Raw genomic sequence first — 12,996 nt, 5'->3', positions numbered from 1 at the left:
TCATCGCGGTGTCACTCAGCCAATGGCTTTGGACGCCAGCCAGAACAGGCCGGCCGCCAGGCCCATCGAGGCAGGCAGGGTCAGGACCCATGCCAGCAGGATGGTCTTCACAGTACCGCCTTGCAGGCCACTTTTGTTGGCGACCATGGTGCCGGCCACGCCGGACGACAGCACGTGGGTGGTCGATACCGGCAGGGCGAATACGTTGGCCATGCCGATGGCGCAGGCTGCGGTGATCTGTGCCGACATACCTTGGGCATAGGTCATGCCTTGCTTGCCGATCTTCTCGCCTACGGTCAACACGACGCGCTTCCAGCCCACCATGGTGCCCAGGCCAAGGGCCAGGGCGACGGCCACGATCACCCAGAACGGGGCGTATTCGGTAGTGGCGGTGAGGTCTTTGCGCAGCTTTTCAAGGTCGGATTTTTCACGGGCGTCCAGGCCTGGCAGCTTGCCAACCTTCTTCGCAGTGTCATCCAGGCACAACAGGTAGCGGCGTACTTCAACGCGCTTCTCGGCATCGAGGCTGTGGTAGTCCGTCACGCCCTTCAGCGAGGTCTGCAGCGCAGCAATGGTCGGTTCGGTCTGCTGTGGGTTGCAGCTGAACTGCTCCGGCAGATCGCTGGCCTTGGCCTTGCCCAGTGCCAGGAACTCGCCCAGGGTGGCGGCGTTGCGCTGGTAGAACTGGCTCATGTGCAGCGTGGCGTCGCGAGTACGCTCGATCTGGTAGGTAGTGCTGTTCAGGTCGAGTACGAACTTGGCCGGGACAATACCGATCAGCACCAGCATGATCAGGCCGATGCCTTTCTGGCCGTCGTTGGAGCCGTGCACGAAGCTCACACCCATGGCGGAAACCACCAGGACCAGACGGTTCCAGAAGGGCGGGTGCTTCTTGTCGTCGAGCTTGCGGCGCTGTTCCGGGGTCTTGTGCATCTTCGACAGCGGGCGCCACCATTTCAGGCCGATCAGCACCAGGGCAGCAACGGCGAAGCCGGCCATTGGCGAGACCACCAGCGACATGGCGATATCGATCGCTTTCTGCCAGTTGACGCCGTCGCCCAGCGGAATGTCGTTGATCAGGGCGTTGGCCAGGCCGACGCCGAGAATGGAGCCGATCAGCGTGTGCGAACTGGAGGCGGGGATGCCAAAGTACCAAGTGCCCAGGTTCCAGGTGATGGCCGCGGCCAGCAACGAGAAGACCATGGCCAGGCCGTGTCCGGTGTTCACATTGATCAGCAGCTCTACCGGCAACAGGTGCACGATGGCATAGGCCACCCCTACACCGCCGAGCAGAACGCCAAGGAAATTGAACACGCCGGAGAAGAACACGGCGAGGTGCGGTGGCATGGCTTTGGTATAGATGACGGTAGCTACCGCGTTGGCGGTGTCATGAAAGCCATTGATGAACTCGAAGGCGAGTACGAAGGTCAAGGCGAGCAGCAGGCTCACCAACACCCAGGCATCCAGTCCGCTGAATAAATCGATCATGAAGGTTGTCTGGCGGGTCATAGGGGGGCGGGATTATGCCAGAAAACCTTTGCAATCGATGCACTTGCAACAGACAGATGACAGCCTTCATGGTGCAAGCGTGTCGTGCAGAGGGGGGCGTTCAGTGGGGTAAATGGCGGCTAAAAGTCGAAAATCATGGCGAAAAATGGCCTAAATGTTGAGAAATGTCCATTTCGCAAAATTTCAAACGGCCGTATGAAATTTGTGTAATTCCATTTCATCATCGGCCAGACAGTAAAGATCGACCTCGCCCGGGCTGACCGGGCGACGACGCGCAGGGGCCCCGAGACTCAGGGGTTGTCGCTGCGCAGTTCTTTTTCGATGCGTTCCAGTTCCTGGCTGAAGGCCTGGTCGCGAACGCTGGCACGCTTGCGCCAGGGTTTGCGTTCCGGATCCGGTTGTGCGGCGTAAGTGGTGACTTCGCCACCATAAACATCCTTGTAACGTTCAGCCTGGCGCTCGAGTTCCGCGCGCAGTTCATCTTTCGTCACGTGCAGTACCTGAAAAAAAGTGTAATGACTGTTGTCATGCATTGTGCCACATGCATATTGCCTTGCTGGCCGCAACGGCTTGATAAAGCGGAAGGTTCTATGACCACGGTAAGCGGAGGGCCTGCGCAATCGATTATAGCAACCGATAATTCGCCGAACATCGTTAATTTACTCAACCCTGACATCATCTGGCGTAACTAGCAGGATGTGTCCGCGAACAGTTGGGACCTTTCGTACAAGTTTGAAAGGATTGACGGATAGAAGTTCGCTGCATTGTCAGGGCAGGCCGTAATGAAAAACGGCCTCGCCCGAAAAGGCGAGGCCGTTGCCTGGGGACTTCTACGGTGGGTACCTGACCAGTCTCTCCAAAGAAGCCACAAGTGGCATGGGAAAGGTATAAGCAAACGTGTCGGCGGTCAATTGCGATTATCGGCCGTTTGTTCGATAATCGCACGAACGGGTGTTTTTTTTGAGGTGTGCGATGAGTGACGAAACCCTGGGCAACGATTCCGCCAATCCGGAGGTGGCGCGGCCTGCTTCGACGGCCATGGCGCCGCCGATCGTGGCGTCCCCGGCCAAACGCATCCAGGCCTTTACCGGTGACCCTGACTTCATGACCTCACTGGCGCGTGGCCTGGCCGTGATCCAGGCGTTCCAGGAGCGCAAGCGTCACCTGACCATCGCCCAGATCAGCCACCGTACCGAAATCCCTCGCGCAGCCGTGCGCCGGTGCCTGCACACGTTGATCAAGCTGGGTTACGCCACCACCGACGGGCGTACCTATTCGCTGCTGCCCAAAGTGCTGACCCTGGGGCATGCCTACCTGTCGTCGACGCCGCTGGCAATTTCTGCCCAGCCGTACCTGGATCGCATCAGCGACCAGTTGCATGAGGCGGCCAACATGGCCACCCTCGAAGGTGACGACATCCTTTATATAGCCCGCTCGGCCACGGTCGAGCGGCTGATCTCGGTCGATCTGTCGGTGGGTGGGCGCCTGCCGGCCTATTGCACGTCGATGGGGCGCATTCTGCTGGCGGCCATGGACGACACCAGCCTGCGTGAGTACCTGGAACGTGCCGACCTCAAGGCGCGCACCAGCCGTACCCTGAATGACCCTGAGTCGTTGTTTGCCTGCATCCAGCAGGTGCGCGCCCAAGGCTGGTGCGTGGTGGACCAGGAACTGGAACAGGGGCTGCGATCGATTGCAGTGCCGGTGTACGACGCTTCGGGGCAGGTGTTGGCTGCGTTGAATGTAAGTACCCATGTCGGGCGGGTGACCCGCAGTGAGCTGGAGCAGCGGTTCTTGCCGATTTTGCTGGCAGCCAGCCGGGACCTTTGCCATCAGTTGTTTGGTTGAGACCGCAGGGAGCACTTTGCGGCCCCGGATCAGAACAGGCAAAACCGTTTCTTGTGCGATAAACGCACAGTGTCGTGCCGGGTGAATTGCTTCACCTCGGCCCGCTGATTAATGTCTCTCGCAACGGTCGGCTAGCCGACCGAACAAGAAAAACACAAGAGGCACTTACTCATGAATACTGTCACCTCGCTGCTGCGGCCGCACCCGCATGCAGTACCGTTGTATCCAGGCTGACCCAGGCCCTTTACCCCAATCATCGCCCTTGTACCGGTTGCCCGCGTGCAATGGCCTGACTGTGCCCCACATTCTGGATAACAATAATGAACCAAGCGCAAACCAACGTCGGCAAAAGCCTCGACGTTCAGTCGTTCATCAATCAGCAGCCGCTGTCCCGCTATCAGTGGCGGGTCGTGCTGCTGTGCTTCCTGATCGTCTTCCTCGATGGCCTGGACACCGCTGCCATGGGTTTCATCGCCCCGGCACTGTCGCAAGAGTGGGGGATCGATCGCGCCAGCCTTGGACCGGTCATGAGTGCCGCGTTGATCGGCATGGTGTTCGGCGCCCTGGGCTCCGGGCCGCTGGCTGACCGCTTTGGCCGCAAGGGCGTGCTGGTGGGGGCGGTGCTGGTGTTCGGTGGCTTCAGCCTCGCCTCGGCCTATGCCACCAACGTCGACCAGTTGCTGGTGTTGCGCTTCCTGACTGGCCTGGGCCTGGGTGCAGGCATGCCCAACGCCACCACGCTGTTGTCCGAGTACACCCCGGAGCGCCTCAAATCGCTGCTGGTGACCAGCATGTTCTGTGGCTTCAACCTGGGCATGGCGGGTGGAGGCTTCATTTCCGCCAAGATGATCCCGGCCTACGGCTGGCACAGCCTGCTGGTCATCGGTGGCGTGCTGCCGTTGCTGCTGGCGCTGGTGCTGATGGTCTGGCTGCCGGAGTCGGCGCGGTTCCTCGTGGTGCGCAACCGCGGCACCGACAAGGTGCGCAAGACCTTGTCGCCAATCGCGCCGCAAGTGGTGGCCGAGGCCGGCAGTTTCAGCGTGCCGGAGCAAAAGGCGGTGGCTGCACGCAACGTGTTCGCGGTGATCTTCTCTGGCACGTACGGCTTGGGTACCGTGCTGCTGTGGCTGACCTATTTCATGGGTCTGGTGATTGTCTACCTCTTGACCAGCTGGCTGCCAACCCTGATGCGTGACAGTGGTGCGAGCATGGAACAGGCCGCATTCATTGGCGCGCTGTTCCAGTTTGGCGGAGTGCTAAGTGCAGTCGGCGTGGGTTGGGCCATGGACCGTTTCAATCCGCACAAGGTGATCGGCATTTTCTATCTGCTGGCCGGGGTGTTCGCCTACGCAGTGGGGCAGAGCCTGGGCAACATCACCGTGTTAGCCACGCTGGTACTCGTCGCCGGTATGTGCGTGAACGGTGCGCAGTCGGCAATGCCATCGCTGGCGGCACGCTTCTATCCCACCCAGGGCCGGGCCACGGGTGTATCGTGGATGCTGGGTATTGGCCGCTTTGGTGCGATTCTCGGGGCCTGGAGTGGCGCCACGCTGCTGGGCCTGGGCTGGAACTTCGAACAGGTGCTGACGGCGTTGCTGGTGCCGGCGGCGCTGGCGACCGTGGGTGTGGTCGTCAAGGGGCTGGTCAGCCACGCTGACGCGACCTGAGGGCAAGGGCCGCGTTGCGGCCCATTTGCAGCACAAGGCTGCTCCGGCAGAGCGGCGTTGTGCTGCGATCAGGGCGCACAGCTGCCCTGGATAGCCGCGCAACAAATGGTTCGTTAATCGCACAGATAGTCGATTATCGGATTGTAAGGTACCTACCAGTCTCCTTAATCTGGGTTCACCGAAGCACCCTGACCAGGAGCCTCCAAATGCCACGCGCAGACCATTTCCGAACCCACCCCAATCGAGCTGTCCACCATGTGTGACCTCGACGCCCGTACCGCCGCGGCCCATGGCCAGCTGGCAGGAGAAGCCTGATGCACGACGTATTCATCTGTGATGCCATCCGTACCCCGATCGGCCGCTTCGGCGGCGCCCTGGCCAGCGTACGGGCCGACGACCTGGCAGCCGTGCCGCTGAAGGCGCTGGTAGAGCGCAACCCAGGCGTGCAGTGGGACCAGGTAGACGAAGTGTTCTTTGGTTGCGCCAACCAGGCCGGTGAAGACAACCGCAACGTCGCCCGCATGGCGTTGCTGCTGGCCGGCCTGCCGGAAAGCATCCCGGGCGTCACCCTGAACCGCCTGTGTGCATCGGGCATGGATGCCATCGGCACCGCTTTCCGCGCCATCGCCAGCGGCGAGATGGAACTGGTGATTGCGGGTGGCGTCGAGTCGATGTCGCGCGCTCCGTTCGTCATGGGCAAGGCTGAAAGCGCCTATTCGCGCAACATGAAGCTGGAAGACACCACTATTGGCTGGCGTTTCATCAACCCGCTGATGAAGAGCCAGTATGGTGTGGATTCCATGCCGGAAACCGCCGACAACGTGGCTGACGACTATCAGGTTTCGCGTGCTGACCAGGACGCGTTCGCCCTGCGCAGTCAGCAGAAGGCTGCCGCTGCGCAGGCTGCCGGCTTCTTCGCCGAAGAAATTGTGCCGGTGCGTATCGTTCACAAGAAGGGCGAAATCATCGTCGAACGTGACGAACACCTGCGCCCGGAAACCACGCTGGAGGCGCTGACCAAGCTCAAACCGGTCAACGGCCCGGACAAGACGGTCACCGCCGGCAACGCCTCGGGCGTGAACGACGGTGCTGCGGCGATGATCCTGGCCTCGGCCGCAGCGGTGAAGAAACACGGCCTGACCCCGCGTGCCCGCGTTCTGGGCATGGCCAGCGGCGGCGTTGCTCCACGTGTCATGGGCATTGGCCCGGTGCCGGCGGTGCGCAAGCTGACCGAGCGTCTGGGGGTGGCGGTAAGTGATTTCGACGTGATCGAGCTTAACGAAGCGTTTGCCAGCCAAGGCCTGGCAGTGCTACGTGAGCTGGGTGTCGCTGACGATGCGCCACAGGTAAACCCTAATGGCGGCGCCATTGCCCTGGGCCACCCGCTGGGCATGAGCGGTGCGCGCCTGGTGCTGACTGCGCTGCACCAGTTGGAGAAGAGTGGTGGGCGTAAAGGCCTGGCGACCATGTGTGTGGGTGTCGGCCAAGGTCTGGCGCTGGCCATCGAGCGGGTTTGACCTGTACCGGCCTCTTCGCGTGCAAGCCAGCTCCCACAGGGATCCACGCAATCCCCTGTGGGGGCTGGCTTGCCCACGAAGAGGCCTGTCCTGTGAGACATAAGGCCAATTGCCAGCCAGATAGCGGAACGAGTGTGTTACCAGGTATGTCTAGATTTACCTAGTACCCACCAGGAGTAAAACCCTCATGACCTCAACCTATTACACCGGCGAAGAGCGCAGCTCGCGCATCTTCGCTATTGTCGGTGCCTCGTCAGGCAACCTGGTGGAATGGTTCGATTTCTACGTCTACGCCTTCTGCGCGATCTACTTCGCCCCAGCCTTCTTCCCCTCCGACGACCCCACCGTGCAACTGTTGAACACGGCGGGTGTATTTGCCGCAGGCTTCCTGATGCGCCCCATTGGTGGCTGGATCTTCGGCCGTCTCGCCGACCGTCATGGTCGCAAGAATTCCCTGATGATCTCGGTGCTGATGATGTGCTTCGGCTCCCTGATGATCGCCTGCCTGCCCACCTATGCCAGCATCGGCACCTGGGCCCCGGCGCTGCTATTGCTGGCCCGGCTGATCCAGGGCCTGTCGGTAGGAGGCGAATACGGCACCACGGCCACCTACATGAGTGAAGTGGCCCTGCGTGGGCAGCGTGGTTTCTTTGCTTCGTTCCAGTACGTCACCCTGATCGGCGGCCAGTTGCTGGCGGTACTGGTCGTGGTGATCCTGCAACAGCTGCTGACTGAAGATGAGCTGCGGGCCTGGGGCTGGCGCATTCCCTTCGTGGTGGGGGCCATCGCCGCCCTGATCTCGCTGATGCTGCGCCGTTCGCTGCACGAGACCAGTAGCGCCGAAGCCCGTAATGACAAGGATGCAGGTTCGATCGGTGGCCTGTTCCGCAATCACGCAGCGGCGTTCATCACGGTGCTTGGCTACACCGCTGGTGGCTCGCTGATTTTCTATACTTTCACCACCTATATGCAGAAGTACCTGGTCAACACTGCGGGCATGACAGCCAAGAACGCCAGCTACGTGATGACCGGGGCGTTGTTTCTGTTCATGGTGGTGCAGCCGTTCTTCGGCATGTTGTCCGACCGCATCGGTCGGCGCAATTCGATGCTGCTGTTTGGTGCGCTGGGTACCCTGTGCACAGTGCCGCTGCTGATGGCACTGAAAACCGTGACCAGCCCGATCATGGCCTTCGTGCTGATCAGCCTGGCCCTGTGTATCGTCAGTTTCTACACCTCGATCAGCGGTCTGGTGAAGGCTGAGATGTTCCCGCCACAGGTGCGGGCACTGGGTGTGGGCCTGGCCTATGCGGTGGCCAACGCAGCATTCGGCGGTTCGGCCGAGTATGTGGCCTTGGGCCTGAAAAGCCTCGGGATGGAAAACACTTTCTACTGGTACGTGACGGCGATGATGGCGATTGCCTTCCTGTTCAGCCTGCGCCTGCCGAAGCAGGCGGCGTATCTGCACCATGATGATTAAGGACGCTGCATGAGCAACCAACTGTTCGACGCCTATTTCACCGCGCCGGCCATGCGCGAGATTTTCTCCGACCGTGGCCGCCTGCAGGGCATGCTGGATTTCGAAGCAGCGCTTGCCCGTGCCGAAGCCTCTACCGGTTTGGTCCCGCACAGCGCGGTGGCGGCCATCGAGGCGGCCTGCCAGGCCGAGCGCTATGACGTTGGCGCGCTGGCCAATGCCATTGCCACCGCGGGTAACTCGGCAATTCCGTTGGTGAAAGCGTTGGGCAAGGTGATCGCCACTGGCGTGCCTGAAGCTGAGCGCTATGTGCACCTCGGGGCCACCAGCCAGGATGCGATGGACACCGGTCTGGTTCTGCAGTTGCGCGATGCTCTGGGCTTGATCGAGGCCGACCTCGGCAAGCTGGCTGATACCCTGTCGCAGCAGGCGTTGAAGCATGCCGATACGCCACTGGTGGGGCGTACCTGGTTGCAGCATGCTACCCCGGTGACCCTGGGCATGAAGCTGGCCGGTGTACTGGGCGCTTTGACCCGCCACCGTCAGCGCCTGCAGGAATTGCGCCCGCGCCTGCTGGTCCTGCAATTCGGCGGTGCCTCGGGCAGCCTGGCGGCCTTGGGCAGCAAGGCGATGCCGGTGGCCGAAGCGCTGGCCGAACAGCTCAAGCTGTCCCTGCCCGAACAGCCCTGGCACACCCAGCGTGACCGCCTGGTGGAGTTTGCCTCGGTACTGGGCCTGGTTGCCGGCAGCCTGGGCAAGTTCGGTCGCGATATCAGCCTGCTGATGCAAACCGAGGCGGGGGAGGTGTTTGAGCCTTCTGCGCCGGGTAAAGGTGGTTCTTCGACCATGCCACACAAGCGCAATCCGGTGGGGGCCGCCGTATTGATCGGTGCCGCAACCCGCGTGCCGGGTCTGCTGTCGACGCTGTTCGCGGCCATGCCCCAGGAGCACGAACGCAGCCTGGGCCTATGGCATGCCGAGTGGGAAACCCTGCCGGATATCTGCTGCCTGGTCTCTGGCGCCCTGCGCCAGGCTCAAATGATTGCCGAGGGCATGGAGGTGGATGCCGCGCGCATGCGCCGTAACCTCGACCTGACACAAGGTCTGGTGCTGGCCGAAGCGGTGAGCATCGTCCTTGCCCAGCGGCTGGGGCGCGACCGTGCCCACCACCTGCTGGAACAATGCTGCCAGCGCGCGGTGGCCGAACAGCGGCACTTGCGTGCCGTGCTGGGTGACGAACCGCAGGTCAGCGCCGAGCTGTCTGGCGAAGAACTCGATCGCCTGCTCGACCCTGCCCATTACCTGGGCCAGGCGCGCGTCTGGGTGGCGCGCGCCGTGTCCGAACATCAACGTTTCACTGCCTGAAGGAGACCGCTGTGGCGCACTTGCAACTGGCCGATGGCATTTTGAATTACCAGATCGATGGCCCGGAAGACGCCCCGGTGCTGGTCCTGTCCAACTCGCTGGGTACCGACCTGGGCATGTGGGACACCCAGATTCCGTTGTGGAGCCAGCACTTCCGGGTGCTGCGCTACGACACCCGCGGTCACGGTGCATCGCTGGTCACTGAAGGCCCTTACAGCATCGAACAGCTGGGCCGAGACGTGCTGGCCCTGCTCGATGGCCTGGACATCCAGAAAGCTCACTTCGTCGGCCTGTCGATGGGTGGCCTGATCGGCCAGTGGCTGGGCATCAATGCAGGTGAGCGCCTGCGCAGCCTGACCCTGTGCAACACGGCCGCCAAGATCGCCAACGACGAGGTGTGGAACACCCGTATCGACACTGTGCTCAAAGGTGGCCAGCAGGCAATGGTCGACCTTCGGGATGCCTCCATCGCCCGCTGGTTCACACCGGGCTTTGCCGAGGCGCAGGCGGAGCAGGCTCAGCGTATCTGCCAGATGCTGGCGCAAACCAGCCCGCAAGGCTATGCCGGCAACTGCGCAGCGGTACGTGACGCTGATTATCGTGAGCAACTGGGCCGCATCCAGGTGCCCGCGCTGATCGTTGCCGGTACTGAAGACGTGGTGACCACCCCTGAGCATGGCCGCTTCATGCAGGCCGGTATCCAAGGTGCCGAGTACGTCGACTTCCCGGCGGCGCACCTGTCCAACGTCGAGATTGGCGAGGCCTTCAGCCGTCGCGTGCTCGATTTCCTGCTGGCTCACTGAGGACAACGCCATGGACGAGAAACAACGTTACGACGCTGGCATGCAAGTGCGCCGCGCAGTGCTGGGCGATGCCCACGTGGACCGCAGCCTGGAGAAACTCAACGACTTCAATGGCGAGTTTCAGGAAATGATCACCCGCCACGCCTGGGGTGACATCTGGACCCGCCCGGGGCTGCCGCGCCATACCCGCAGCCTGATCACCATCGCCATGCTGATCGGCATGAACCGCAACGACGAGCTGAAGCTGCACCTGCGTGCGGCGGCCAACAATGGCGTGACCCGCGACGAGATCAAGGAAGTGCTGATGCAGAGCGCGATCTACTGCGGCATTCCGGCGGCCAATGCCACGTTCCACCTGGCTGAGTCGGTGTGGGATGAACTTGGCGTAGAGTCGCGCCAGTAAATCGTGTTCGCGGGCAAGCTCCTTGCCACAGGTCCTGCATAACCCTGCAGACCTGTGGCAGGGAGCTTGCCCGCAATGGCCCTTACACCGACGCCTTTTTCTCCCGCATGGCAACCGGGCCGGCTTTGGTTTCCACGGCATGCTTCAGTGTCGGGCACAGGCCCAGCATGAACGCAGCTTCCGCCACCACGAACAATGGCCCGATGATCAGGCCGCTCACATCGTCGACAAATGCCGGTTTGCGGCCTTCGTAGTAGTGGCCGATGAACTGGATGATCCAGCCCACCACGAACGCCCCCAGCCCGGCGCCGAGCCATAGTGTTGTCGACTGCACTGCCAGCGCCTCACCGACCCACAGGCACAGGCCCAGCAACAGCCCCATCACCAGCCCGAAGCGCAGGTCCAGGCGCAGGTAGAACCACACCGACGCCGCCGCTGCCAGCAGGGCGGGGGACAGCCAGATGCCAGCTATCTCCCAGCCTGGACGTGACAGCAGGATGGTGACTGCCAGCACGATCATGGGGATGCCGATGAAGTGGGTGAAAATGTTGCGCGGGTCGCGGTGATAGTTGGCGTATTGGCTCAGGTGGTCGACGAGGGTTTTCATTGTTGTGCCTCCCTGTTCAGCTTGGTTTCACCTGTAGCGGATAGTGATCAGGATAGCCTGCAGTCGCCACTATCATCATCTCAGCGAATGGCGGCAGCTCGCACTGGCAAATTCATGGCAGGGTTTTATTCAGCTGTAGCAAATCATGCCCTCAAAGAAGGTGCATGAATGTTTATAGCTTTAGGTCACTTGAGGGGCATCTGGCCTCTTCGCGTGTTCATCCGCGAAGAGGCCATTTGATTCACAGAAGGTTCAGCGGGTAACTCACAATCAAGCGATTCTCATCGAACGCGTTGGTGCTGAAGTCGCGACGCATGGTCGAGTTGCGCCATTTCACCGACAGGTCCTTGAAGCTGCCCGACTGCACCACATAGGCCAGCTCTGTTTCCCGCGCCCATTCCTTGCCATCGTCCACGCTGCCCGCGGTGACGTTTTCACCCTTGATATAACGGTTCATCAGGGTCAGGCCGGGTACGCCGACGGCGGCGAAGTTGAAGTCATGGCGAACCTGCCAGGAACGCTCCTTGGCATTGTCGAAGCTTGAATTGTAACTGTCGTTGGCCAGGCTACCGCCACTGGTGCCATTGACCCGCATCCAGGCGTCATCGCCGCTGACCTTCTGCAGGCCAACGTAAAAAGTGTGGCCTTGGTAGCGCGCCGAAAGCAGGGCGGAGGCGGTGCGGTTGTCCAGCTTGCCGGCACGTTCGGCGCCATCTTCCTTGCCGATGAAGTAGCCCAGGTTGGCGCCCAGCGTCCAGTCGCCCAGCGGCTGGCTGTGCGTCAGGTTGAGGTACTGCTGGCGGTAGATGTCCTTGAGCTGGGCATCCCACAGGCCGATCATGGTGCGCTTGTCGTTGAAGCTGTACTCACCGCCGCCAAAGTTGAAACGGTCGGAGGTGAAGGCAGCTTTGCCGTTGAGCGACATGTCTTCCATGCTGGCATCGTTGCGCGGGCTATTGCCGCGGAACTGGCCGGCGTACAGGGTCAGGCCGGCGATTTCCCTGGAGGTCAGTTGACCACCGCGGAAGGTTTGCGGCAACGAGCGACCATCGTCTGAACGCAGGATTGGCAGTACCGGCATCCATTCACCGACTTTCAGCTCGGTTTCGGACAGCTTGGCTTTCAGCGCCACACCCAGCCTGCCGAAGTCATCGGCCGGGCGCCCGTCGTCATGCACAGGTAGCAAGTGAGTGTTGGTGGTGCCTCTGCCGCCGTCGAGCTTGACCGAGTACAGCCCCAGTACGTCCACGCCGAAGCCGACCGTGCCCTGGGTGAAACCGGAGCGGGCATCGAGGATGAAGCTTTGCGTCCATTCCTCGGCCTTGCCCTGTGGGTGGGCCGGGTCGACGAAGTTGCGGTTGATGTAGAAGTTGCGCAGGTTGAGGTTGGCCTTGGCGTCCTCGATGAAACCACCTTCGTTGGCGGCGAACACGGGGAGGGCGCAGGACATGGCCAGCAGGCCGGGCAGCAGCTGGCGTGCGGGTAGCGAAATGCTCATCTGTCGTGAATCTCTTGTTTTTATGGTCGAACCAGTGCACTGCGGGATCGGGCCTGCAGGTGCGGGTGGTTTTTGATGAACTTGGGCAACGTTGCGTGGGGGGATGGTGCGGGGTTGTACGGGGGTGAGGCAATTCGCCGCAAACGGAACGGGGCGATAATCGAACGGAATGTTCTGGTTGGTTAATAAGTCTCCTGTGCTGGCCTCTTCGCGGGTAAACCCGCTCCTGCAACGGCTTGCGCCCAACTACCGGTATGTGTCCACCACCGATCAGTGTAGGAGCGGGTTCACCCGCGAATACGGTG

The 12,996-nt window shown here is 61.6% G+C and carries 11 protein-coding genes and 1 pseudogene; 8 read left to right on the top strand and 4 right to left on the bottom strand.

What is annotated here, in order from left to right; translation table 11 throughout:
• Window positions 1–15: 15 nt before the first annotated feature.
• Both ACF8RA_RS05920 and ACF8RA_RS05915 read right to left on the bottom strand, forming a co-directional pair.
• Complete coding sequence (locus ACF8RA_RS05920; protein ID WP_003251935.1) at window positions 16–1,488, bottom strand: inorganic phosphate transporter; 1,473 nt, start codon at window positions 1,486–1,488, stop codon at window positions 16–18.
• Window positions 1,489–1,799: 311 nt separating this feature from the next.
• A complete protein-coding gene (locus ACF8RA_RS05915) occupies window positions 1,800–2,000 on the bottom strand; it encodes a hypothetical protein (RefSeq protein WP_003251937.1) in 201 nt (66 codons plus the stop codon).
• A gap of 547 nt (window positions 2,001–2,547) precedes the next feature.
• Here ACF8RA_RS05915 and pcaR point away from each other — a divergent pair.
• The 8 genes and pseudogenes from pcaR to pcaC all read left to right on the top strand — a co-directional run bounded on the left by pcaR (window position 2,548) and on the right by pcaC (window position 10,586).
• A complete protein-coding gene (gene pcaR / locus ACF8RA_RS05910) occupies window positions 2,548–3,357 on the top strand; it encodes a pca regulon transcriptional regulator PcaR (RefSeq protein WP_033723735.1) in 810 nt (269 codons plus the stop codon).
• A 320-nt stretch (window positions 3,358–3,677) separates the two neighbouring features.
• On the top strand, window positions 3,678–5,024 hold the full coding sequence (locus tag ACF8RA_RS05905) for an MFS transporter (protein ID WP_019752479.1): 1,347 nt from the start codon (window positions 3,678–3,680) through the stop codon (window positions 5,022–5,024).
• A gap of 219 nt (window positions 5,025–5,243) precedes the next feature.
• Window positions 5,244–5,339 (top strand): annotated as a pseudogene (locus ACF8RA_RS05900) (CoA-transferase subunit beta); the annotation flags it as partial.
• Entirely contained in the window at window positions 5,336–6,541 is a 1,206-nt protein-coding gene (gene pcaF, locus ACF8RA_RS05895) for a 3-oxoadipyl-CoA thiolase (protein ID WP_176682793.1), read from the top strand. The pseudogene ACF8RA_RS05900 and the gene pcaF, both read left to right, overlap by 4 nt.
• Before the next feature lie 187 nt (window positions 6,542–6,728).
• Window positions 6,729–8,018 carry an MFS family transporter gene (locus ACF8RA_RS05890; RefSeq protein ID WP_176682640.1) on the top strand — a complete coding sequence of 430 codons (1,290 nt, stop codon included), beginning with the start codon at window positions 6,729–6,731 and terminating at the stop codon, window positions 8,016–8,018.
• Window positions 8,019–8,027: 9 nt separating this feature from the next.
• Complete coding sequence (locus ACF8RA_RS05885) at window positions 8,028–9,380, top strand: 3-carboxy-cis,cis-muconate cycloisomerase (protein WP_392518920.1); 1,353 nt, start codon at window positions 8,028–8,030, stop codon at window positions 9,378–9,380.
• Between the two features lie 11 nt (window positions 9,381–9,391).
• Window positions 9,392–10,183, top strand: a complete 792-nt coding sequence (gene pcaD, locus ACF8RA_RS05880; RefSeq protein WP_392460429.1) for a 3-oxoadipate enol-lactonase — start codon at window positions 9,392–9,394, stop codon at window positions 10,181–10,183.
• Between the two features lie 10 nt (window positions 10,184–10,193).
• The gene (gene pcaC / locus ACF8RA_RS05875; protein WP_010952489.1) at window positions 10,194–10,586 is read left to right on the top strand and encodes a 4-carboxymuconolactone decarboxylase; all 393 of its coding nucleotides are present in this window, start codon (window positions 10,194–10,196) and stop codon (window positions 10,584–10,586) included.
• 82 nt (window positions 10,587–10,668) lie between these two features.
• On the opposite strand, the gene ACF8RA_RS05870 is transcribed toward pcaC, so the two are convergent.
• Both ACF8RA_RS05870 and ACF8RA_RS05865 read right to left on the bottom strand, forming a co-directional pair.
• Complete coding sequence (locus tag ACF8RA_RS05870) at window positions 10,669–11,193, bottom strand: DUF962 domain-containing protein (RefSeq protein WP_176682643.1); 525 nt, start codon at window positions 11,191–11,193, stop codon at window positions 10,669–10,671.
• 241 nt (window positions 11,194–11,434) lie between these two features.
• On the bottom strand, window positions 11,435–12,691 hold the full coding sequence (locus ACF8RA_RS05865) for an OprD family porin (protein ID WP_209963727.1): 1,257 nt from the start codon (window positions 12,689–12,691) through the stop codon (window positions 11,435–11,437).
• Between the last annotated feature and the right edge of the window lie 305 nt (window positions 12,692–12,996).

This window comes from Pseudomonas sp. FYR_5, assembly GCF_043106315.1.
Lineage (GTDB): Bacteria > Pseudomonadota > Gammaproteobacteria > Pseudomonadales > Pseudomonadaceae > Aquipseudomonas > Aquipseudomonas putida_Y.
Note: the sequence above shows the minus strand (reverse complement) of the source record. Positions and strands in the feature narration are given on the sequence as shown.